Here is a 22,437-nt window from a genome sequence, read left to right on the forward strand (position 1 = left end):
CCCGCGCGAACAGGGCGCCCGACGCGGCAGCGGGCCGCCCCGACCGGGAAGGAAGGCCCAGCGGCCCCACCGCCGCCGCGGACGAGTGACCGCACCCGACGCGCCGCACCCGGCACGAAAGGCCCGGCCCATGCTCCGGCCCCCCGGACCCCCGCCCGCCCGCGCACCCCGCCGCCCACGGCACGCCCCGCGGACCCGGACCGCGGTGGTCGTGACCGCCCTGCTCGCCCTGGCGGCGCCCGCGAACAGCGCCGCCGCGGACCCCCGGTCCGCGGACGCGACGCGACTGGCCCCCGGCGTCCGGTACGAGACCTTCTCGGCGCCCGCCTCCCACGGCACCGTCCACGGCCACCTGCTGACGGTCGACCTGGACGACCCCCACGTGCGGGTCGACCTGCTGCGGCCCGCCGCCGACGGCGCCGACACCCGCACGCCGGTGTCCCGGCTGGCCGACGCGCGCGGCGCGGTCGCCGCCGTCAACGGCGACTTCTTCGACATCGTCGAGGAGGAGCACCCGGGCGTACCCGCCACCGGCTCCCCCGTCGGCCCGGCCGTCGCGGACGGACAGCCCCTCAAGGCCGCGGTCCCGGACGGCCAGCGCTTCGGCCCCACCCTGGTCCCGGGAGCCACCGGCGAGGACGTGCTGAGCATCGGCACCGACGGCGCCGCCCGGCTGGACCGCCTGCGCCTGGTGGGCACCGTCGCCGCCACCGCCGGCACCTGGGAGCTGGCGGGCCTCAACCAGTACGCGCTGCCCGTGGGCGGCATCGGCGCCTACACCTCCGACTGGGGCCCCGCCTCCCGCGCCCGCACCGCCTGCGGCACCGACCAGGTGCGCGCCGCCGGATGCGACGCCGACCCGTACGAGGTGACGGTCGACCACGACCGCGTCACCCAGGTCTCCACCACCCCGGGGCAGGGCGCCCTCCCCACCGGAACGGTCGCCCTGATCGGACGCGGCGCGGGCGCCGACGCCCTGCGCCGCCTGCGCCCCGGCGACCCGGTCCGCGTCCGGCACCGCCTGCAAACCGCCGGAAGCGTCCCGCCGGCCTTCGCCATCGGCGGCTACCCCGTGCTGCGCGACGGCATCCCCCTCGACGGTCTCGACGACACCGTCGCCGCCACCCGCACCGCCGCCGGATTCGGCGACCGGGGCCGCCGGCTGTTCCTGCTGTCCCTGGACGGCGCGACCGACAGCGGCAGCGGACTGACCCTCGGCGAACTGGCCCGCCTGCTGCGCACCCTCGGAGCCGACGGCGCCGTCGACCTCGACGGCGGGGGCTCGTCCACCCTGGTCACCCGGCCCCCGGGCGCCGCGCACAGCACCGTCCGCAACCACCCGTCCGGAGCGCCCGAACGCCCGGTGCCGAACGGCATCGGCGTGCTCTCGTCCTGACGCGCTACGCGCCGGGGCGCTCCGGCCCGTGGTGCTCGGGGTTCCCGGGCCCATGGTGCTCGTGATGCTCGGGGTGCTCGGGCCCGTGGTGCGGCGGCGGGGGCGGGATCGAACCCAGACCCGGGACGTCCTCCGGCCACACCAGCAGCACCGGGCAGGGCGCGTGGTCGACGACGAACCGGCCGTCCCGCCCCAGGCTGCGCGGCCCCAACCGCCGCAGGTCCCCGTCCCGCGCGCAGATCAGCAGTTCGGCGCCCTCCGCCGCCCTGACCACCTCGCGCGCCACCCGCCCGTGGACCTGCACCCGGGCCGCGGACCGGCCCAGCCGGTCGGCCGCGGCCTCCAGGAGCTCGGCGCCCGCCTCCGCCGACAGGGCCTCCAGATAGTCACCCGGATCGCGCTCGCGGTGCCCCCGCCCGAGCAGACCGGCGAACGCGCCGTGCGCGGCGGCCTCGGTGTCGTCACCCGTCACGAGCAGCAGGGTGACGTCGGTCCCGTCGGGCACGTGCGACCGGGCGGCGTCCACCGTCGCCCGCCACGCGCCCTCGGTGATCCAGATGATCGCGCTCACGAGTCGTCAGGCCTCCGGTCGTCCAACTCCCGCTCGTCCACGGCCCCACCCACCCTGCCACAACGACCGTCCGCGGCGCGGGAGGGCCGTCCCTTGGCCCGGAGTGACTATGGCGCGGAGTGACTATGGCGCGGAGCCGGGTCGGTGGCGGAGGGTCGGACCATGCCGACGAAGAGGACGCCCTGGCTGCTGCTGGTCCTGCCGATCATCCCGCTGCTGGCCCTGCTGCGCCGCTTCCGCCGCCGGGTCCGACCCGGCGGCGGCCCCGGCGGCGGCCCGCCGCCCGCCGGCGTCCGCGAACCGCGCCGCCCGAGCCCGACGCCGCCCGCCGCGGCGGTCTCCCGCGCGGAACCGGGCGCCTGACACCACCCCGAGGCCGGCCGGGGCCGCGCCCGCGCCCCCGGCCCCGCCCCGCCTCAGAAGGCCCCGTAGTTCACCTGCCAGGTCGGCAGCCCCATCCGCCGCCAGATCGCCACCACACGGTCCCTGTCGTCCAGGCTCACCCGGACGTTGAAGCGGTGGCGGACGTGCGCGTCGAACAGCTCCGCCTTGACCACGTCGTCACGGCGCCCGTCCCCGACCGGCCGCATCCACAGCTCGTCGCAGGGCACGTCATGGGCCGCCAGCCAGGCCTCGGTCTGCGGGCGGAACTCCTCACCACGGCCCGACAGCAGCACGATCCGGTCCCCGTGCGCCGCGCGGAACGCGACCAGCGCGTCACGCACCGAGGAGTTCAGGCCGTCCTGCTCGCAGCGCGTGAAGTCGTACGGGTTGCGGTTCTGGTTCACCGCGAGCGTGCCGTCGATGTCGCACATCACCGCGTCCGGCAGCCGCCCGTCCGGGACGTAGGGCAGCACGACCGGGGTGTCGTTCATCCACTCGTCCGTAAGCCGCCAGCCGCCCCGGGTCGCCTTGGTGTGCTTGTCGGCCAGGATGCGGATGATCTCCTCACCCACCGGTCGGTCGCGGGCCGCGTCACGGCGCAGGCACTCCTCGAGCGGCACGTCGGTGAAGTCGTGCACGACGAAGACCGCGAGCCCCCCGACGGCCGCCTTCAGCCGCTTCGGGATGTGCGGGGTCAGATGGGTGTTGTCGACGACGACGTCGAACCCGGCCGCCACCATCTCCCGCACGGCGGCGTCCTGGATGGCCAGCACGGTCTGCTCGTGCTCGTGCGACCACTGCCGGCCGCCCCCGCTCCCGCCGTCCCCCAGCATCATCCGCAGGTCGTCGAGGTTGACCCGGCGGACGCGGCCCTCGGAGTCGGCACACAGTTTGCGGGCGGCGGTGGTCTTCCCGGAGGCGGGCAGACCGGTCATGACATGCACGGTGGGCATCGGGGTTCAGCCTTCTTCGTCGTTCGCGAAAGGGTCGGAGGGGCCGGGCTTGATCGCCCGCCAGAACTGTAGATCGACGTTCTGCCCGTCGAGCAGCTGGAACATCGTCCCGCGCACCCGGCGGTCGCCGATCCGCTGGGCGGCCCGCGCGAACGCCGCCCGGTCGTCGGCGAACGGCGCGAGCGCCGCGAACTCCTCCCGGGCACTGGCGGCCAGCGCGTCGGCCTGCGCCACCAGGCCGTCCGCGATGCCGCGCACCCAGGCGTCGAACTCGTCCGGGACCTGTTCGAGCAGCGCGTCCAGCGGTCCGGTGCCGGACGCCGCGTAGGCCGCCAGCTCCTCGGGCGAGCAGCCCAGGGTCTGCGTCAGCCGCTTGGGATCGCGGTCGGCGAACCGCTGAATGCCCAGGCTGCGCCAGATGTCCCGCTCGGTGACGCCGGTGATGACCCGGTGCAGCCGCACGTAGTCGGCCGTCTTGGCCTTCGTCCGCACCCCGGACGCGAACCGCAGGACGTACCCCTCGGCATCCGTCCCGGTGACCGTCTGCCCGTCCAGCCGGATGTTGTCCGCCGTCAGCGCGAGCAGCCGGCCCAGCTCGGGCGCCGGCCAGCTGCGCACCACGGACCCCACCGCCCGCCACTCCCCCGCGGCCTCGGTGAGGGCGCGCTCGGTGCCGTCCGGCCCGTAGGCCGCGAGCAGCACGAGGTCACGGCGCTCGCCGTAGTTCACGACGATGCGGTTCTCCGGGTACAGGATCTCGACGAGGTAGGTGCTCCCCGGGTCGAGCGCCCCGGTGTCGGCGGCCCGCAGCCGCCGCGTCGCCCAGGTGGCCTGCTCCGAGGTGAACGACCCCTTGGAGGCGACGTGCCAGCGCGCGTCGTAGTGGAAGACGATGCCGAGGCTGTTGTGCACCAGAACGCCGCGAGCCAAGTAATTGGACGTGCTGGTGGTGATGTCATACCCGATGCGGCCGTGCGGGAAGTTCGCCTTGGTCGCGGCGACGGGCTCAACCCTGAGCACGCGTGCCGTCTTCGGTACGACTACCTCCCTACCAGGGGCCATCTGCGTGTACGGGATGTCGCGCCAGCGCTCGGGGATCTTGTAACGCATGGACGGATGGACATGAGGCGCCACGGCAGCCCACAGCCGATCGATCGACCGATCGCGGCCGGCGTTGACGCGTAGGCACCAGCCCCTGTCCTCATAGACCTTGCAGCGGACCCCGTACATCACTGCCAGGCGATCAGCGAGACGTTGAACGTCCTCCTGTGCGAAGGAGTTGGTGGCCAGGTTCAATCGAGGCTGCTGATTGTGGGAGCCGGTTGAGAGCGATCCGTCATCCATGATCCATTTAGCCACAGCGAAGTCATCGAGCCAGCTCAGATCGGCGGGAACGCGCTTGATCCCGTCCGGGTACCACTCGCGCCGTAGATCTCCGAGAGCGGCATACTCACGGCTTCCTGCCCAAAGCAGGGCACTGCCGTAGCCGGAAGTCGAAGCCACTCGGTTAGTCGCACAATCGCCCAGCGCACTTTGGATGGCCTCAACGTATGCGGAATGCTTGACGGTGTGCGGCTCCTGGTACTTCGCAACGGCTGCCTTAGTGGCAGATGCAACAACACAGCCGTCGCCCAGCATGGACGCCCGAATCAACCGGAGAACCTCGTTGCTGGGCTCCCACGTTTGCGTTACTACCTCGTCGCCGGGCCGTACTTCGCAGGCCAGTCGATAACCCCCGTTGACATGAATTTCGTGGTTCACAGTGACACGCAACCGGTTGGGATGGCCACCCGCGCCCGAGACGCGGGAGACCGGCGCGTCGACCGTGATATCGAGCCAATGGTCCTTGCGACCATTCCGGTGCCAGTCGATGACGACCGCGGGGACGAGGTTGCCCCGCTCGTCCATCCCGACCAAATTGACGGGCAGCCGACGGCGAACAACCTCACCGATGGTGATCGTGCCGCCTCCCCACAGGTTGAGCGCTGTCCTCGTCGGGAAGCAGCCGTCGACTTTGTCATAGACCTCGAACGGCTCGACGGGCAGCGGCGGGGCGTACGGCAGCCCCAGCCCGTGCTCCCCGACATTGAAGAACTTCTCGAACGGCCACGCCACGACCGCCCCGGTCACGTCGTCGGCCACCAGCCCGCGGCAGCGGATGGTGACGTCGCTCCAGGCGCGTTCGTACTGGGCCACCCGCGTGTAGGTGTAGATGGAGAGCGGCAGTTCCGGGTGCTGCCTGCGCGAGACGTGGCCGGACTCGATCGCCGCGCGGAGGTCGGCGGGCTTGACGAGGGTGTCGAGGTCGGTCACGGCTGCTCCTGGTCGGATCTTGGGTGTCTGATGCAGCGTGACCGGCGGCGCTGGATCCCGCGACCCATATACGCACGGGACAGGCACGGGCCGGAGGGCCGGCCGTCCCGCAGGGTATGCCGGTCGGCTCCCTCCGCGGAGCCTGTCCAGCGGTGTGTGACGGGCCCGTCCCGGGCGGGTAGGATCGCCCGCGCCATGCAGATGAATGCCACGTACACCAGTTTTGTCGCGCTCGGCGACTCCTTCACCGAGGGCATGTCGGACGCGCTGCCGGACGGCTCCTACCGCGGCTGGGCCGACCTGGTCGCCGCCCGCCTCGCCGCGCGCACCCCGGGTTTCCGGTACGCCAACCTCGCGGTGCGCGGCAAGCTCATCCGGCAGATCGCGGACGAGCAGGTGGACACCGCCGCCTCGATGCGGGCCGACCTCGTCACGCTGGTCGGCGGCCTCAACGACACCCTGCGGCCCAAGTGCGACGTCGACGCGGTGTGCGCGCTGCTGGAGGAGTCCGTCGAGAAGCTGGCGCCGACCTGCGGCCAGCTGGTCCTGATGCACAGCCCGATCCGCCGGGGGCCGGTCGCTGCCCGCTTCCTGCCGCGCATGGAGCAGCTCTTCGCGTTCCTCGACACGCTCGCGGAGCGGCACGGGGCGATCGTGGTGGACCTGTACGGGTCGGGGGTGCTCGGGGACCCGCAGATGTGGGCGGACGACCGGCTGCACCTGAACGCCGAGGGCCACCGCCGGGTGGCGGAGGCGGTCTGGCAGGCGCTCGGCCACGAGGCGGAGTCCGACTGGCGCGAGCTGCTGGCGCCCGCCGTGCCCCCGGGCTGGGTGACCCGGCGCCGAACCGACATCCGCTTCACCCGGGAACACCTGGTGCCGTGGATCGGCAGGCGCCTGACCGGCCGCTCCTCGGGCGACGGCCTGCCCCCCAAGCGCGGCGAGCTGTCCCCCTTCGAGGACTGACCGCCCGACCCCTCCGGCCGGCCAGTCCTCGTCGGAGGACCGGAAGCGGGTGAAGATCCCCACCCCGTGTGTCGTTATCGGACGGCCTGCCCGCCGCGGCAGCGCCGGCACCTGCACAGCGGCCAGCGGCTGTCGTCCGGGAAGGTGCCCGCGGGTACGACGCGCTGCGGCTGGATGGTCGTACGCTCACCGGTCGGGCTGACGCGGTAGACGCCGATCGTCAGGCCGGGGTGATCGATTGCTCTGGTACGGGTCATGGCTGGTCCCGGGGTCGATGGTTGCCCACACGCGCTCTTCGCTCTCGGTGCGGCCGTGGCCGTAGCCATCGGCATCGGCGAGCGCGGCCAGCACCACGTACCGGCCGGCTGAGCTGATGTCTGCGGGGATGACGACGTCCAGGCGGACGGCGCCGCCGGGAAGCTCGGTGCGCGCAACCTCGTTGCCGCCGGTGGCGGCGGACAAGCGGGCGGCGATGTGCGAAACCCTGGCGCGCACGGGTATCCCCTTCGTGAACGCTTCATCACGATGAGTATTTCTACTTCATTAGCTTGAACCTGATGGAGTAGCTTGTCAATGTCATCAGCAGCCGTAGAGTCCGCCCCCATACGCCGGGGCAGCACGGAGAGCCGTATGCCGCGAGAGGCGCCTTACCTGCACGTCGCTGATGACCTGCGCCGCCGTATCAAGGCAGGCGAATGGGCCGTCGGCGAGAAGCTGCCGTCCCGCGCCCAGCTGGCCGAGCACTACGACACCGGCCGCAACGTCCTGCAGCGCGCCATGGAACGCCTGATCATCGAGGGCGTCCTGGAAGGCCGTGCCGGATCCGGCACCTACGTCCGCCAACCCCGCGAACGCCTGCGCATGGTCCGCTCCCGTCACCGGGAACGCCGCGGAGGTTCGCCCTTCCGCGCCGACATGGAGGAGCAGGGCCGCACCGGGAGTTGGGAGTCACACTCGCAAGCCCGAGTCCCCGCGCCGGAGGGCATCGCACAGCGCTTGGCGATCCAGCCGGGTGACCTCACCGTCCACACCCGGTACGAGTTCCTCGCCGATGGCCTGCCCGTCCAGCTGTCGCACTCGTGGGAGCCCATGGCCGTCACGGACGGAACGCCCATCGTGCTGCCGGAGATGGGGCCGCTCGCCGGGGCCGGCGTCGTGGAACGGATGCGGACCATCGGCGTCGTCATCGAGACCGCCGTCGAGGTACCCCGCCCGGCACGGGCCACGCAGGAGCAGGCGAACCTGCTCGGGATCTCTGTCGGCGACATGCTGCTCGAGATCGAGCGCACGTACTACGACACCGAGGGCCGCCCCGTCGAGACGGCCGACATCACGGTCCCGGACGTGCGCTGGGAAGTCGCCTACGAGATCCCGATCGACCAGCCGTAAGGCGCTTCCGGGCAGCAACGACGTCCACCTCGCCGAGGGACGCACACCGTCCGGGACCGCCAAGGACGCCAGGTAAGCTCTCTGCACGTGACTGCTAAGCCTCGTATCCCGAACGTCCTGGCCGGCCGCTACGCCTCGGCGGAGCTTGCCACCTTGTGGTCCCCCGAGCAGAAGGTGGTGCTGGAGCGCCGCCTGTGGCTCGCTGTCCTGCGGGCGCAGAAGGACCTCGGCATCGAGGTGCCGGAGCAGGCGCTCGTCGATTACGAGCGGGTGCTCGAGCAGGTCGACCTCGCCTCCATCGCCGAGCGCGAGAAGGTCACGCGGCACGACGTGAAGGCCCGCATCGAGGAGTTCAACGCTCTCGCCGGGCACGAGCAGGTCCACAAGGGCATGACGTCGCGCGACCTGACCGAGAACGTCGAGCAGCTGCAGATCCGGCTGTCGCTGGAGCTCGTGCGCGACCGTACGGTGGCGGTGCTGACCCGGCTGGGCAAGCTGTCCGCCGAGTACGCGGAGCTGGTCATGGCCGGGCGGTCGCACAATGTCGCGGCGCAGACCACCACGCTGGGCAAGCGGTTCGCGACGACGGCGGACGAGCTGCTGGTGGCGTTCGAGCGGCTCGAGGACCTGCTGGGCCGCTACCCGCTGCGCGGCATCAAGGGCCCGGTGGGCACCTCGCAGGACATGCTGGACCTGCTGGGCGGCGATGTCGCCAAGCTGGCCGAGCTGGAGGACCGGATCGCCGGTCACCTGGGCTTCTCGCGGGCCTTCACCTCCGTGGGCCAGGTCTACCCGCGCTCGCTGGACTACGACGCGGTGACCGCGCTGGTGCAGCTGGCGGCGGCGCCGTCGTCGCTGGCCAAGACGATCCGGCTGATGGCCGGGCACGAGCTGGTGACCGAGGGCTTCAAGGCGGGCCAGGTCGGCTCGTCGGCGATGCCGCACAAGATGAACACGCGCTCGTGCGAGCGGGTCAACGGTCTCGCGGTCATCCTGCGCGGCTACGCGTCGATGGTCGGCGAGCTGGCGGGCGACCAGTGGAACGAGGGCGACGTGTCCTGCTCGGTGGTGCGCCGGGTCGCGCTGCCGGACGCGTTCTTCGCCTTCGACGGCCTGCTGGAGACGTTCCTGACGGTGCTGGACGAGTTCGGTGCCTTCCCGGCCGTCATCGCCCGCGAGCTGGACCGCTACCTGCCGTTCCTGGCCACCACGAAGGTGCTGATGGGCGCGGTGCGCGCCGGTGTGGGCCGGGAGATCGCGCACGAGGTCATCAAGGAGCACGCGGTGGCCTCCGCGCTGGCGATGCGGGAGAAGGGCGCCGAGCGCAACGAGCTGCTGGACCGGCTCGCCGAGGACGAGCGGATGCCGCTGGACCGGGCGCAGCTGGACGCGCTGATGGCCGACCGGCTGTCGTTCACCGGCGCGGCGGCCGGTCAGGTCGCGGCGGTCGTGGAGCGGATCGCCGAGGTGGCCGAGCGGCACCCGAAGGCGGCCGCGTACGCGCCCGGGGCGATCCTCTGACACCGGAGGAGCTGGAGGCCGCCCGGGACCGCACCGTCGAGGACGTGGTCGCGGGTGGTCTGCGGGTGCTGTTCTGCGGGATCAATCCGGGGCTGCTGTCGGCGGCGACCGGTCACCACTTCGCCCGGCCGGGCAACCGGTTCTGGCCGGTGCTGCACGCCTCGGGCTTCACCCCGCGGCGGCTGCTGCCCGCGGAGCAGCGCGAGCTGCTCACGTACGGGCTGGGCATCACCAATGTCGCGGCGCGGGCCTCGGCGCGGGCGGACGAGCTGAGCGCCGAGGAGATGGTGGAGGGCGGCCGGATCCTGGAGGAGAAGGTGCTGCGGCTGGAGCCGGCGTGGCTGGCGGTGGCCGGGATCACCGCGTACCGGGTGGCGTTCGGGGAGAAGGACGCGCGGATCGGCCCGCAGGAGCGGACCATCGGCCGGACCCGGATCTGGGCGCTGCCGAATCCCAGCGGCCTGAACGCGCACTGGACGGCCGCGGCCATGGCGGAGGAGTTCGGACGGCTGCGGGTGGCCGCCGGGGCCCCGGACGCGACCGCCCGGTAGGGCACTTGGCGGCATCGAGGTGTCCGGCCGGTGGCGGCGCGCGTGGCGCGGGGTGCAACGGCACTCGCCGGGCGGCCGCTGGCCAGGTACGATCCGCCCACATACACGCGCCGGCTGGGAGGACATACGTTGGGGCGGCTCACCGGCGGGGATCCATCCCTGCTGCGACGGATCAATTCCGCGGTGGTCCTCCATGCGCTGCGCGGGTCGCAGACCCCTACCCTGACCGAGCTGGTGCACAGCACCGGCCTGTCCCGGCCGACCGTCGAGGGCGTCATCGAGGGGCTGACGGAGTCCCGCCTGGTGGTGGAGGTTCCCGCCGAGCCCGGTGACGCCCGCAAGCAGGGCCGGCCGGCCCGGCGCTTCCGGTTCCACGCGGAGGCGGGCCATCTGCTGGGCATCGAGATCGGTGCGCACCAGGTGCGGGCGGTGCTGTCCGACCTCAGCGGGCAGCTGCTGGGGTCGCTGGGCCATGACGTGGCGGAGGCGGCGTCCGCGGACGACCGCCTGGAGCGGGTGCGCGGCACGGTCGCCGAGCTGCTGCGCAAGTGCGGGGTGGCGCGCAGCACGCTGTGGGCGGTCGGGGTCGGCAGCCCCGGCATCGTCGAGGCGGACGGCGCGGTGCGGTTGAGCACGGCGCTGCCGGGGTGGACGGGTCTGCCGCTGGGCGAGCGGCTGCAGCGGTCGTTCCGCTGTCCGGTGCTGGTGGAGAACGACGCGAACGTCGCGGCGGTCGCCGAGCACTGGAAGGGCGTCGGCATGGGGACCGACGACATGGTCTTCGTGCTGGCCGGGCTGAGCCCGGGAGCCGGTTCGCTGATCGGCGGCCGGTTGCACCGCGGGTTCGGCGGTGCGGCGGGCGAGATCGGGGCGCTGCACCTGCTGGGGCAGGAGGTGACGCCGGAGCACCTGCTGTCGACGACGGGGACGCCGCTGCACCCGCTGGACGAGTCGGCCGTCGCCCGGGTCTTCGCGCTCGCCAAGGGCGGCGACGTGCAGGCCCAGGAGGCCGTGGAGCGGTATCTGCGGCGGTTGGTGCACGACGTGGCGGCGCTGGTGCTGGCGCTGGATCCGGAGCTGGTGGTGATCGGCGGCTGGGCGGCGGGCCTGGACGGTGTCCTGGAGCCGTTGCGCGACCAGCTGGCCCGGTACTGCCTGCGGCCGCCCGAGGTGACGCTGTCGGCGCTGGGCCAGGAGGCCATCGCCACCGGGGCGCTGCGGCTGGCCCTGGACCACGTCGAGGAGCAGTTGTTCGCCGTCGAGCAGACGTCGCTGCCCCGGCGCTGACCGGCCGCGAGCACGGCGGGGGCGCGGAGCGCGCCCGGGTCCCGGATCACGCCCGGACAGCGGCCCCGGCTCGGACGGCGCGGAGCACCGGTGCCCCTGGGGGCCCGGTGCTCGCGTGGTGGCCGATACGGCGGGTGGTGCTGCGGGTCAGGAGGCCTGGCGGCTTTCCTGCTCCTCGTGGTGGGTGACCTCCACGGCGCCGGAGTCGCCGAAGGTGAGCCGGCAGGTGTCCGCGCGGTAGGTGGAGATCGCGACGGCGGCGACCCGGCCGGCGGCGAAGTAGCGCGTGGTGACGACGAGGACCGGGGCGCCGGGCAGCCGGTCGAGCTGCTTGGCGTCCTCGGCGCGGGCCGAGCCCAGTTCCACGGCGCGGTCCTCGCCCTCGAGGTCCAGGCGCTGCAGCTCGCGCAGCACGGCGGGGGCGTGGCTGGCCGGGGTGAGCAGGCCGGGCAGGGCGGGGACCGAGGCGGCGGGCACGTAGAGCAGTTCGGTGGCGACCGGCTGGCCGTTCATGACGCGCTCGCGCCGGATGGTGTGCACCGGCTGGGCGGCGTCGCCGTCGAGGAGCCGGGCGACGGCGGCCGGGGCGAGGGCCTCGGCGCAGCCGATCGTGCGCCACGCGTCGTTGCCGATGCCGGGCCAGGTGTTCCGGGTCGGGCCGACGGAGACGCCCATACGGGGCGGGGCGACGGTGGTGCCGACGCCGCGGCGGCGCTGCAGCCGGCCTTCCAGCTCGAGCTGCTCCAGGGCCTGGCGCAGGGTGGCCCGGGCGACACCGAAGCGGGCGGCGAGGTCGCGCTCGTTGGGCAGGATCTCGCCCACCGCGAACTCCGAGTCGAGCGCGTCATTGAGCACGGTCTTCAGGTGCCAGTACTTCGGCTCCTGAACCTCCTGCGTCGCCTCGAGCTGCGTGGTCCCCACCCTGTCCTCACAATCGCCGGGCCCTGCGCGGGCCTTGTTCAGCCTTGTTTCGGAACCCCTGTTTATTAAAGGTTCTTGCACTACTAGGGCCGACCATAGGGCGGGCGCTCCCCTTGGTCAAGACCAATCATCACGCGAGGCTCTGACCTGGGATGTCTTGGACGCACGACGTTCACGCGATGTTGTTGCCACGCCACAGGGGAACGGGCGGATCACGCAGGGCCAGCACCGGCAGGGGGGCGGAGGGCGCGGCCGGTGCGGAGAAAAGGCGCCCCGACCGAGACGGGGGCGCCCGGTCGGGGCTGCTGGCCGGGCCGGCGATCAACACCGGCCCGTATGCAGTGAACTCACGGTGCCCCATAGGAGTTCCCCGGCTTCCCCGCTACCCTTCCTGACGTCACGTCTACCAACGGTCAGGAGCACCGCATGCCCCGAACCGCCTCCCTCGCCGAGGTCTCCCCCGCCGGCCTCCCGCCCGTCCTCGTCGCCTACGAGCGGCGCGGCGCGGGAGAGCCGCTGGTCCTCCTGCACGGCATCGGCCACCATCTGCAGGCCTGGGACCCGGTCATCGACCGGCTGGCGGCCGAGCGGGACGTCATCGCGGTGGACCTGCCCGGCTTCGGCCAGTCCCCCGCGCAGCACGCGTCGGTCCCCAGCGACCTGCCGACCGCCGTCGCCGCCCTCGACGCGTTCTTCACCGCGCTCGGGCTCGACCGCCCGCACGTGGCCGGCAACTCCCTGGGCGGGCTCGTGGCCCTGCACCTGGGCCGTGAGCGGCTGGTGCGCAGTGTGACGGCGCTGTCCCCGGCCGGGTTCTGGACCGAGTCCGAACGGCGCTACGCCTTCACGGTGCTGGGGGCGATGCGCCGCGGCGCCCTGCTGCTGCCGCCGGCCACCGTGCAGCGGCTGGCCCGCAGCTCGGCCGGCCGGGCCGCGCTCACCAGCGCGATCTACTCCCGTCCGGGACGGCGCTCGCCGGAGGCGGTGGTGGCCGAGACCCGCGCCCTGCGCGAGGCCGCGGGCTTCGACGCCACGCTGGCGGCCGGCCGGGCCGGCGTCGTCTTCGCCGACGACATCCCCGACCTCCCGGTGACCATCGCCTGGGGCACCCAGGACCGGGTCCTGCTGCGCCGCCAGGGCATCCGCGCCAAGCGCACCATCCCGGGCGCCCGGCTGGTGCGGCTGCCCGGCTGCGGCCACGTGCCGATGAACGACGACCCGGACCTGGTCGCCCGGGTCATCCTCGACGGCTCGCGCTGACCGCCTGACGGGCCCGCTCCGCCCGGCCCGCCGGGCCCGCGCCCCGCTCGCCCGGCGCCCGCCGGGCGAGCAGCCCGGAGCCCACCGCGACCCCCGCCGCCACCAGCAGGCTGCCCGCCAGCCGGCCCGGCCCGAACGAGCCCACCCCGACCAGTGGCGCGGTCAGCGCCGCGGAGACGGGGATCAGCCCGGAGAAGAGCGTGGCGCGCTCGGCGCCGATGCGCTGCATCCCGGCGTACCAGCAGACGAAGCCGATGACGGTGGCCACGACGGCCTGCCAGCCCAGCGCCAGCGTCTCGGCGGTGTCCGGCAGCCGCAGCGCGGCCCGCCCGTCGAGCAGCAGGCCGAGCAGCCCGGCCTCGACGGCGGCGAAGCCGCAGACGCACGTCGACAGCAGCAGCGGCCCGAGCGGGGCGACCAGCGGGACGGCGATCACCGCGAAGGCGACCTCGCCGGCCAGCGCCGCCATCGACCACAGCAGCCCGGCGGTGTCCGAGCCGCCCCAGCCCTGGACGGCGAAGGCGCCGCCCGCGACGAGCAGCGCCCCGGCCAGCACCGCGCGGGCCGGGCGGCGGCCGGACAGCAGCGGGACGAGCACCGCCACCACGATCGGCGCGCAGCCCACCAGCACGCCGGGCACGGCCGGTTGCGCGGTGCGCTCGGCGGCGAGCACCGCGAGGTTGAAGCCGACCATGCCGGTCGCGGCGAGCACCGCCAGTCGCAGCCAGTGCCGTCCGGCGAGCGCGCGCAGCCGCTGGGAGGCGTCCCGCGTGCTGCGGAGCGTGAGCAGGACGAGCAGCCCGAAGGCGATGCCGTAGCGCAGCGCCTGGCCTCCGGCGTGCGGGTAGCCCACGAGGGCGCCGTTGGCGGTGAAGGAGCCGCCGACCAGGACACAGGCGAGGGCGGCCAGGAGCGCGCCACGGCGCTGGAAGGAGTTCATGCCATGACGCTATGAAGGGAACCGGTCCGGTTTAAGGTCCAATCCCATGGCTGCTTCGAGGACCACTTCCGACGACGACCGCGTTCCGGGCGGGACCGCCGCCTGGGAGCTGCTGCTCCCCTCGGCCGCCGCCCCGGCGCGCAGCCGCGGCCGCGCGCTCCAGGCGGCGCTGCGCGACGCGGTGCGCTCGGGCCGGCTGGCGCCGGGCACCCAACTGCCGTCGAGCCGGGAGCTGGCGGCCGACCTGGGGGTGTCGCGCGGGCTGGTGACCGACGCGTACGCGCAGCTGACGGCGGAGGGGTACCTGAGCGGCCGGCAGGGGGCGGGGACGTGGGTGACGAGCGCGTGCGCGGGTCCCCCGGCGCCGGCGCCGGGGCTGTTCGCGGCGGACGACCGCGGCGGCCCGACGGACTTCCGGCCGGGGCTGCCGGACCTCTCGCTCTTCCCGCGCGCCGCCTGGTCGGCCGCCCACCGCCGGGTGCTGACGCGGCTGCCGCACCGGGCGTTCGGCTACCCCGACCCCCGGGGGCTGCCCGAGCTGCGGGCCGCGCTGGCCGACCTGCTGGCCCGCCGCCGCGGGGTCGCGGTGGAGCCCGACCGGATCGTGGTGTGCTCCGGGGTGGCGCAGGCGCACACCCTGATCGGGCTGGTCCTGCGGGACCGCGGCGAGCGCCGGGTGGCGGTGGAGGATCCGGGCAGCCCCGAGCACACGGCGCTGTTCGCGGCGGCCGGTCTGGAGGCCGTGCCGGTCCCGGTGGACCGCGACGGTCTGGACCCGGCGGCCCTGGCCGCCACCGGGGTGCGGGCGACCGTGGTCACCCCGGCCCACCAGTTCCCTTCGGGGGTGGCGTACACCGCCCGGCGGCGCGGCGAACTCACCGACTGGGCGCGGGAGAGCGGCGGGCTGCTGATCGAGGACGACTACGACGGGGACTTCCGCTACGACCGGGCGCCCGTCGGCGCCCTCCAGGGGCTGGCTCCCGACCGGGTCGCCTACACCGGATCCGTCAGCAAGTCGCTGGCCCCCGGGCTGCGGCTGGGCTGGCTGGTCGCGCCGCCCGATCTCGCCGCCGAGGTCGCGACCCGCAAGCGGACGATGGACCTGGGCAACCCCGTCACCGAGCAGGCCGTCCTGGCGGAGTTCGTCACCGGCGGCCACTACGACCGGCAGTTGCGGCGCTGCCAGCGGCTGTACCGCGTCCGCCGCAACACCCTGGTCGAGGCGCTGGAGCGGCGCTTCCCCGGCACGCGGGTCAGCGGGATCGCGGCCGGGCTGCACGTGATCGCGGCCCTGCCCGCCCGCTACGGACCCGAGCCGCGCTTCCTGGCGGCGGCCGCGGCGGCGGGCGTCGCGGTGCGGCCGCTGTCGTCGTACACCGCGCTCGGTGGCACGGCGGACGACGGCCGGGTGCACCTGGTCCTGGGGTACGCGCACCTGTCGCCGGCGGACATCGAACGGTCGGTCCAACTGCTGGCCACAGCCTTTTGATCTCAAATCGGCAACAGCAGGTTTAACTTCTCGACACCCCCTTCTGTCGCAGTCGTCCCGCTTGATAGATATGACGCAGCGCGTTCCTGTCGGTCGATGGGCGCTCCACCCCCTTTCGCCCTTCGTCCTGTTGAGAGGTACGCCCATGCCTCCGCGCCCCCGCGCGGCGGTCCTGCCCCTGGTCGCGGTCTTCGCCGCCGGGTATCTTGCCGCCTATCTGCTGCCCACCCTCGTCGGGCACCTCGGTTCCTCTCCCGGTGGCCTCGGCCTGAGCAGCGCCCGTGCGGGCGCTGTCGGCAGCGCGCTGCTGCTCTCCTCGGCCACCGCGGGGCTGACCCTCGCCTCCCGCGTGCACCGCGTCGGGGCCGTCCGCCTCGCCCGCGCCGGGCTGCTGCTGATGGTGGCGGGCTTCGCGCTCGCCGCCGGCACGTCGCTCGTCCCGCTGGTGGTCGCCGGCTGCGTCGTCGGCGGCTTCGGCTCCGGGACGGCGACGGCGGTGGCCGCCGTCGGGATCGCCGCCCGCCCCGACCCGCACCGCGCCTCGGTGCTGGGGCTGTTGACCACCTCGGCGACCGCCGGCGCGCTGTACCTGGTGCTGCCGCGGCTCGGCGGCGGCCACGCGCTGCCGTTCGCCGCGATCGCCTGCGCCGCCGCGCTGGCGCTGCCCGCGGCCGGGCGGCTGCCCGCCGCGGACCGCGCCGGCACCCCGCGCCCGGACGCCCACCCCGCGGCCCGGCTGCCGCACCGCCGCTCCGGCGCGGTGCTGGCCGGAGCCATGCTGTGCTGGTCGATGGCGCAGAACGCCCTGTGGGGGATGAGCGGACGCATCGGCCTGGACCGGGCCGGGCTCTCCGAGACCGCCCTCGGCCTGGTCTTCGCCGTCGCCCTCGGCGGCGGGCTGGCCGGCGTCGGCGCGGCGGGCGCGCTCGGCTCCCGGCTGGGGCGCGCCGTCCCGATCGGCGCCGGCACCGCGGTCATCGCCACCTGTGTCGCGGTGAGCGCCTCGGCGCACGGCGCCGTGCCGTTCGCGACCGGCGAGGTGCTGTGGAACACCGTCTACCCCGTGGTGCTCTCCTACCTGATCGGCCTGGCCGCCTCCCTCGACGGGCAGGGCCGGTGGGCCGTCCTGGCGGGGTCCGCCTCCAACCTCGGCGTCGCCTGCGGGCCGCTGGCCGGGACGCTGCTCGCCGGCCACGCCGGCTACCCGGCCATGGGCGCCGTGCTGGGGTGCGTGCTGCTGGCCACCGCCGTGCCGCTGACCGCGGTCGCGCTGCACAGCGGCGGGCGCGTCCTGCTGCCCGGCACGATCCGCCGGCGCGGCGGCGCGGCCGCGGCGGCCGTCGCGGGCGCGGCCGGCGCCCCGGCGGGGGCCGTCCCCGAACTGGGCGGCACCGAGCTGGTGGTGACCGACATCGAGGTCGGCCCGGCCCCCACCCCGGAGCTCTCGCTCCTCCCGCCCTCCACCCCGCTGCCGGCCTCGTACCAGGAGCCGGCGGCGGCCCGCCTCACGTCGGTGTAGACCCGCCCGAGCGGCGTGTTCACCGTGCGTTCGACCGGACGGCACCCGGAGCCAGTAGGAACGGGGGCGACCGGGGACGTTCGAGCAGCGGGAGTGGCAGATGTCGCAGGAAACCCAGAACACGCAGCAGGCGCCGGCAGCGGCCGGTGCGGTGGACCGCAGGGCCGTCCTCGGCGGGGGCCTCGCCGCGGCCGGGGCGCTGCTGCTGCCCGCGGTGACGGCGGCGCCCGCGCTGGCGCTGTCGGGCCGGCCGGCCGCGCCGTGGGGGGTGCAGACCGGCGACGTCACCGCCTCGTCGGGCCTGGTGTGGGTGCGCTCCGACCGGCCGGCCCGGATGGTGGTCGAGACGTCGGTCAGCGGTTCCTTCCGCGACGCGCGCCGCTGGCAGGGGCCGCTGCTGGGGCCGGACACCGACTTCACCGGGACCACCTCGCTACGCGGCCTGCCGTCCGGCGAGCAGATCCACTACCGGGTGCTGCTGGCCGACCCGGACGACCACCGCCGCACCGGCGCCCCGGTGGCCGGCAGCTTCCGCACCCCCTCCACGCGGCGCCGCGACGACGTGCGCTTCCTGTGGTCGGGCGACCTCGCCGGGCAGGGCTGGGGCATCAACCCCGACATCGGCGGCTACCGCATCTACGAGGCGATGGGCCGGCTCGACCCGGACTTCTTCCTGTGCAGCGGCGACAACATCTACGCCGACGGCCCGATCGCCCCCACCGCGGCGCTGCCCGACGGCCGGACCTACCGCAACCTCACCACCCCGGAGAAGTCCAAGGTCGCCGAGACCCTCGCGGAGTTCCGCGGCGCCTTCCGCTACAACCTGCTGGACGACAAGCTGCGCGCCTTCAACGCCCGGGTGCCCTCGATCATCCAGTGGGACGACCACGAGGTGCGCAACAACTGGTACCCGGGCGAGCTGCTGGACGACGCGCGGTACGCCGAGAAGAGCGTGGACGTGCTGGCGGCCCGCTCCCGGCGGGCGTTCTCCGAGTACTTCCCGATCTCGACGCTGCGGCCGAACACCGACGGCCGCGTCCAGCGGGTGCAGCACCACGGCCCGCTGCTGGACGTCTTCGTGCTGGACATGCGCACCTACCGCAACGCCAACTCCCCCGACGCCCAGACCCAGGACGAGCAGGGCATCCTCGGCCGGGCGCAGCTGGAGTGGCTCAAGCGGGAGCTGTCGCGCTCCCGCGCGGTGTGGAAGGTGATCGCCGCCGACATGCCGCTGGGCCTGGTGGTGCCGGACACCACGGAGGGCCGGCCGAACTTCGAGGCGGTCGCGCAGGGCGACCCGGGCGCCCCGCTCGGGCGCGAGCTGCAGATCGCCGAGCTGCTGCGGTTCGTCAAGCACCGCCGGATCACCGGGACGGTGTGGCTGACGGCCGACGTGCACCACACCTCCGCGCAGCACTACCAGCCGTCCCGTGCGGCGTTCACGGACTTCGCGCCGTTCTGGGAGTTCGTCTCCGGGCCGCTGAACGCCGGCGCGTTCCCGGCCAGTGCGCTGGACGGCACCTTCGGCCCCGAGCGGGTGTTCGTGAAGGCGCCCGAGCGGGCCAACGTCTCGCCCGCCGAGGGGTACCAGTTCTTCGGGCAGGTCGACATCGACGGGCACTCGGGCGAGCTGACGGTGCGGCTGCGCGAGCAGGACGGCACGGTGCTGTTCACCAAGGTGCTGCAGCCCGGCCGCGTCGGCCAGTAGGGCCTCGTCCGGACCGTGCCGGAGCCCTGCCCCGGCCCTCTCGGGGGCGCGGGCGGGGCCCCGGCCGGCAGGCGGCAAAACCGTTGAAAGGGCAAATCAACCACCAGGAACCACCCTTAACCCACCGGTCATCGAACGTTCGTGATCACGCAACACAGCTTCGACAGGGTGTTCTCATGCCTCAGTTGACTGCGCCGAACCCACGCCCGTCCCACCCCTCCCGCTCCCACCGCCACCACTGGCGGCGCGACCTGGTGGAACTGTCCGCCGTCTTCACGGCGGTGGCCCTGGCCGACCTGGTGGCCAATGTGGTGGTGCACGGCCCGGAGGGGCCCGTCCTGCTGGCCGCCTCGGCGGTCGCCCTGCTGGCCACGGCCGGATTCCACATCTGGTGGGCGCGGCGCCACAGCCATGCTCCCCCCGGACCGGCTCCCGCGGACGGCACGGACGACCCGGGCCCGACGACGCTGTGGCGGCTGCGCACCACGGTGCGGGACACCCCCGGCAGCCTGGGCGCGGTGTGCATGGCACTGGCCGACGCCCAGGTCGACATCCTGACCCTCCAGACGCATCCGCTCGCCGACGGCACGGTCGACGAGTTCCTGCTGCGGGCGCCCGCGGCGCTGCCGGCCGCCGCGCTGGCGCAGGTGGTCGGGGTGGCCGGCGGACGTGACACCTGGACGGAGCGGGCCGACGCCCACGACCTGGTGGACATCCCCACCCGGATGCTGACCCTCGCCACCCGCACCGCCCTGGACGCCGCCGAACTGCCGCTCGCCCTGCGCCGGCTCTTCGGCCGGTGCACCATCCGCTCGGCCCCGGCCGCGAAGGACGGCTCCGCGGCGCCGGAGGACGCGCTGGAGGAGACCGTGATGCGGCTGCGCGACCCGTCGGGCGGCACCATCACCGTGGAGCGGGCCTACCTGCCGTTCACCCCGACCGAGTTCGCCCGGGCGCGCGCCCTGGTGGAGCTCGACGCCCGCCTCGGCGTACGGATCCCGGCGAGCAAGGACGTGCTGACGCTGCCGGAGGGCAACGAGATCACCATCCGCCGGGCGGGGCCCGAGGACCTGCCCGCCGCCCGCGCCCTGCACGACCGCTGCTCCCCGGACACCCTCGCCCAGCGCTACCACGGCCCGGTCCCCGACGCGGACCGCTATCTGCGGCACCTGCTCAGCCCGCGCTTCGGCCGGACGCTGGCCGTCGAGACGGCGTCCGGGCGGCTGGTGGGCCTGGCGCACCTGCTGTGGGACGGCGACGAGAACGAGGTCGCCCTGCTGGTCGAGGACGACTGGCAGCGGCGCGGCATCGGCGCCCAGCTGCTGAGCGCGCTCGTCGGCCACGCCGTCGAGGCGGGCCGCAGCAGCGTCTACGCCGTGACCCGGGCGAACAACACCGGCATGGTGGCGACCATGCGCGGCCTGGGCCTGCCGCTGGACTACCAGGTCGAGGACGGCACGCTGGTGATCACCGCGACGCTGGCGCCGTCGCGCGTGCCGTCCCCGCCGAGGGTCACGAGCCGGAACTGACCGCCCCGGCCAGGGCCGCGGCCCGCAGCGCGCCGTCGAGGTCGTCCCACAGGTCCTCGACGTCCTCCAGGCCGACCGACATCCGCAGCAGCCGGTCGCTGACGCCCGCCGCCCGGCGGTCCCGCTCGTCGACGACGCGGTGGCTGATCGAGGCCGGGTGCTGGATGAGGGTGTCGACGCTGCCGAGGCTGACCGCCGGGGTGATCAGCCGCACCCCGGCGATCACCTCGTGCGGGTCGCCGTGCACCTCGAACGCGACCATGGCGCCGCCGATCCGCGGGTAGTGCACCGCCGCCACCCGCGGGTCGGCCGCCAGCCGCCCGGCGAGCACCTCGGCGCTGCGGGCGGCGGCGCGCATCCGCACCGGCAGCGTCGACAGCCCGCGCAGCAGCAGGTAGCCGGCCAGCGGGTGCAGGACGCCGCCGGTGGCGAAGCGGACCTGGCGCAGCCGCCGGGCGAAGTCCTCGTCGCAGGCCACCACGCCGCCGAGCACGTCGCCGTGGCCGCCGAGGTACTTGGTGGCGCTGTGCAGCACGACGCTCGCGCCGAGTTCGGCCGGGCGCTGCAGCACCGGGGTCGCGAAGGTGTTGTCCGCGAGCAGCGGCACCGTCCCGCAGGCGTGCGCGATCGCGCGCAGGTCCAGCTCGGCCAGGGTGGGGTTGGCGGGGGTCTCGACCAGCACCAGCCCGGTGTCGGGCCGGATCGCGTCGGCGATGCCCGCCGGGTCGACCCAGGTCACCTCGGTGCCCAGCAGCCCGCCGGTCAGCAGGTGGTCGCTGCACCCGTACAGCGGGCGCACCGCGACCACGTGCCGCAGGCCCAGGGAGCCGCGCGCCAGCAGGCAGGCGGTCAGCGCCGCCATCCCGCTGGCGAAGGCGACCGCGTCGTCGGTGCCCTCCAGACGGGCCAGGGCGGTCTCGAAGCGGCTGACGGTCGGGTTGTCCAGGCGCCCGTAGACGGGCGGGCCCTCCAGTCGGGCGCCGGTGGCGGCGAACGCGTCGAGGCGGGCCGCCTCGCCGCGGCTGTCGTACGAGGGGTACGTCGTCGACAGGTCCAGGGGGACGGCGTGCACGCCCAGGGCGGCGAGGTCCTCGCGGCCGGCGTGCACCGCCTCGGTGGCGAGTGAACGCGGCCGGGTCACAGGGTGTTGTTCCATGCCCCGAGCATGAACAATCGACGCCCCGAACCGGCCGATTCCCGTGCTACGTTCGGCCGATGACCGATTCCGTCCCTTTGGATCCGATCGATCTGGAGATTCTCCGGGTCCTGCAGAACGATTCCCGGACCACCAACCGGGACCTCGCGACGGCGGTCGGCGTCGCCCCGTCCACCTGCCTGGACCGTGTGGCGCGGCTGCGCCGCACCGGGGTGATCCTCGGGCACGAACTGCGGCTGGACCCCGCCAAGCTCGGCCGCGGCCTGGAGGCGCTGCTGTCGGTGCAGGTGCGGCCGCACCGCAGGGAGCTGATCGCCCCCTTCGTCACCCGGATCCGCGCCCTGCCCGAGACGCGGGCGCTGTTCCACCTCACCGGCCCCGAGGACTACCTCGTCCACGTCGCCGTGACCGGCACCGCCGACTTGCAGCGGCTGGTGATCGACGAGTTCACCTCGCGCCGCGAGGTCGCCCGGGTGGAGACCCGGCTGATCTTCCAGCAGTGGGACTGCGGCCCGCTGCTGCCGCCCGTACCGGGGGCGTCAGGTACGTAGCCGCGAAGGATGATGACGCGGCGGCCCCGTCCG

General features: G+C 74.2%; 20 protein-coding genes. 13 read left to right on the plus strand and 7 right to left on the minus strand.

Going from position 1 to position 22,437, the window contains the following annotated elements; translation table 11 throughout:
* Positions 1 to 211: 211 nt before the first annotated feature.
* Complete coding sequence (locus tag ABZ721_RS22090) at positions 212 to 1,396, plus strand: phosphodiester glycosidase family protein (RefSeq protein WP_358790363.1); 1,185 nt, start codon at positions 212 to 214, stop codon at positions 1,394 to 1,396.
* A 4-nt stretch (positions 1,397 to 1,400) separates the two neighbouring features.
* Here the strand turns inward: ABZ721_RS22090 and ABZ721_RS22095 are convergent, their stop codons facing one another.
* On the minus strand, positions 1,401 to 1,967 hold the full coding sequence (locus ABZ721_RS22095) for a universal stress protein (RefSeq protein ID WP_358790364.1): 567 nt from the start codon (positions 1,965 to 1,967) through the stop codon (positions 1,401 to 1,403).
* A gap of 162 nt (positions 1,968 to 2,129) precedes the next feature.
* Between ABZ721_RS22095 and ABZ721_RS22100 the strand changes: the two genes are divergently transcribed.
* Entirely contained in the window at positions 2,130 to 2,330 is a 201-nt protein-coding gene (locus ABZ721_RS22100; RefSeq protein ID WP_358790365.1) for a hypothetical protein, read from the plus strand.
* 53 nt (positions 2,331 to 2,383) lie between these two features.
* Here the strand turns inward: ABZ721_RS22100 and ABZ721_RS22105 are convergent, their stop codons facing one another.
* Together ABZ721_RS22105 and ABZ721_RS22110 are read right to left on the minus strand one after the other, a co-directional pair.
* The gene (locus tag ABZ721_RS22105) at positions 2,384 to 3,304 is read right to left on the minus strand and encodes an AAA family ATPase (RefSeq protein ID WP_358790366.1); all 921 of its coding nucleotides are present in this window, start codon (positions 3,302 to 3,304) and stop codon (positions 2,384 to 2,386) included.
* A 6-nt stretch (positions 3,305 to 3,310) separates the two neighbouring features.
* Positions 3,311 to 5,617: a hypothetical protein gene (locus tag ABZ721_RS22110; protein WP_358790367.1), complete on the minus strand. Its 2,307-nt coding sequence runs from the start codon at positions 5,615 to 5,617 to the stop codon at positions 3,311 to 3,313.
* 195 nt (positions 5,618 to 5,812) lie between these two features.
* Here ABZ721_RS22110 and ABZ721_RS22115 point away from each other — a divergent pair, with 195 nt between their 5' ends.
* A complete protein-coding gene (locus ABZ721_RS22115) occupies positions 5,813 to 6,583 on the plus strand; it encodes an SGNH/GDSL hydrolase family protein (RefSeq protein ID WP_358790368.1) in 771 nt (256 codons plus the stop codon).
* Positions 6,584 to 6,769: 186 nt separating this feature from the next.
* Here the strand turns inward: ABZ721_RS22115 and ABZ721_RS22120 are convergent, their stop codons facing one another.
* Positions 6,770 to 7,078 carry a hypothetical protein gene (locus ABZ721_RS22120; protein WP_358790369.1) on the minus strand — a complete coding sequence of 103 codons (309 nt, stop codon included), beginning with the start codon at positions 7,076 to 7,078 and terminating at the stop codon, positions 6,770 to 6,772.
* 135 nt (positions 7,079 to 7,213) lie between these two features.
* Here ABZ721_RS22120 and ABZ721_RS22125 point away from each other — a divergent pair, with 135 nt between their 5' ends.
* The 4 genes from ABZ721_RS22125 to ABZ721_RS22140 all read left to right on the plus strand — a co-directional run bounded on the left by ABZ721_RS22125 (position 7,214) and on the right by ABZ721_RS22140 (position 11,331).
* The gene (locus ABZ721_RS22125; protein ID WP_358790370.1) at positions 7,214 to 7,972 is read left to right on the plus strand and encodes a GntR family transcriptional regulator; all 759 of its coding nucleotides are present in this window, start codon (positions 7,214 to 7,216) and stop codon (positions 7,970 to 7,972) included.
* An 87-nt stretch (positions 7,973 to 8,059) separates the two neighbouring features.
* Complete coding sequence (purB, locus tag ABZ721_RS22130; protein ID WP_358790371.1) at positions 8,060 to 9,493, plus strand: adenylosuccinate lyase; 1,434 nt, start codon at positions 8,060 to 8,062, stop codon at positions 9,491 to 9,493.
* Entirely contained in the window at positions 9,490 to 10,044 is a 555-nt protein-coding gene (mug, locus tag ABZ721_RS22135) for a G/U mismatch-specific DNA glycosylase (protein WP_358790408.1), read from the plus strand. The genes purB and mug overlap by 4 nt, the downstream gene beginning before the upstream one ends.
* A 129-nt stretch (positions 10,045 to 10,173) precedes the next feature.
* A complete protein-coding gene (locus ABZ721_RS22140; RefSeq protein ID WP_358790372.1) occupies positions 10,174 to 11,331 on the plus strand; it encodes an ROK family protein in 1,158 nt (385 codons plus the stop codon).
* A 147-nt stretch (positions 11,332 to 11,478) separates the two neighbouring features.
* Here ABZ721_RS22140 and ABZ721_RS22145 read toward each other — a convergent pair whose 3' ends face one another.
* A complete protein-coding gene (locus ABZ721_RS22145; protein ID WP_358790373.1) occupies positions 11,479 to 12,252 on the minus strand; it encodes a GntR family transcriptional regulator in 774 nt (257 codons plus the stop codon).
* A 426-nt stretch (positions 12,253 to 12,678) separates the two neighbouring features.
* On the opposite strand from ABZ721_RS22145, the gene ABZ721_RS22150 reads away from it, so the two are divergent.
* Positions 12,679 to 13,512: an alpha/beta fold hydrolase gene (locus tag ABZ721_RS22150; RefSeq protein ID WP_358790374.1), complete on the plus strand. Its 834-nt coding sequence runs from the start codon at positions 12,679 to 12,681 to the stop codon at positions 13,510 to 13,512.
* On the opposite strand, the gene ABZ721_RS22155 is transcribed toward ABZ721_RS22150, so the two are convergent.
* Complete coding sequence (locus ABZ721_RS22155; RefSeq protein ID WP_358790375.1) at positions 13,490 to 14,452, minus strand: DMT family transporter; 963 nt, start codon at positions 14,450 to 14,452, stop codon at positions 13,490 to 13,492. The genes ABZ721_RS22150 and ABZ721_RS22155 overlap by 23 nt on opposite strands.
* Positions 14,453 to 14,498: 46 nt before the next feature.
* Between ABZ721_RS22155 and ABZ721_RS22160 the strand changes: the two genes are divergently transcribed.
* The 4 genes from ABZ721_RS22160 to ABZ721_RS22175 all read left to right on the plus strand — a co-directional run bounded on the left by ABZ721_RS22160 (position 14,499) and on the right by ABZ721_RS22175 (position 20,697).
* Positions 14,499 to 15,941, plus strand: coding sequence for a PLP-dependent aminotransferase family protein (locus ABZ721_RS22160; protein WP_358790376.1), 1,443 nt, complete (start codon positions 14,499 to 14,501; stop codon positions 15,939 to 15,941).
* Positions 15,942 to 16,086: 145 nt separating this feature from the next.
* A complete protein-coding gene (locus ABZ721_RS22165; RefSeq protein ID WP_358790377.1) occupies positions 16,087 to 17,460 on the plus strand; it encodes an MFS transporter in 1,374 nt (457 codons plus the stop codon).
* A 100-nt stretch (positions 17,461 to 17,560) separates the two neighbouring features.
* A complete protein-coding gene (locus ABZ721_RS22170) occupies positions 17,561 to 19,168 on the plus strand; it encodes an alkaline phosphatase D family protein (protein WP_358790378.1) in 1,608 nt (535 codons plus the stop codon).
* Positions 19,169 to 19,344: 176 nt separating this feature from the next.
* A complete protein-coding gene (locus ABZ721_RS22175) occupies positions 19,345 to 20,697 on the plus strand; it encodes a GNAT family N-acetyltransferase (RefSeq protein ID WP_358790379.1) in 1,353 nt (450 codons plus the stop codon).
* Here the strand turns inward: ABZ721_RS22175 and ABZ721_RS22180 are convergent.
* Positions 20,681 to 21,853 carry a PLP-dependent transferase gene (locus ABZ721_RS22180; RefSeq protein WP_358790380.1) on the minus strand — a complete coding sequence of 391 codons (1,173 nt, stop codon included), beginning with the start codon at positions 21,851 to 21,853 and terminating at the stop codon, positions 20,681 to 20,683. The genes ABZ721_RS22175 and ABZ721_RS22180 overlap by 17 nt on opposite strands.
* A 59-nt stretch (positions 21,854 to 21,912) precedes the next feature.
* On the opposite strand from ABZ721_RS22180, the gene ABZ721_RS22185 reads away from it, so the two are divergent.
* On the plus strand, positions 21,913 to 22,404 hold the full coding sequence (locus ABZ721_RS22185) for an Lrp/AsnC family transcriptional regulator (RefSeq protein WP_358790381.1): 492 nt from the start codon (positions 21,913 to 21,915) through the stop codon (positions 22,402 to 22,404).
* Positions 22,405 to 22,437: the final 33 nt, after the last annotated feature.

This window comes from Streptomyces sp. NPDC006733 (assembly GCF_040636125.1).
GTDB lineage: Bacteria > Actinomycetota > Actinomycetes > Streptomycetales > Streptomycetaceae > Actinacidiphila.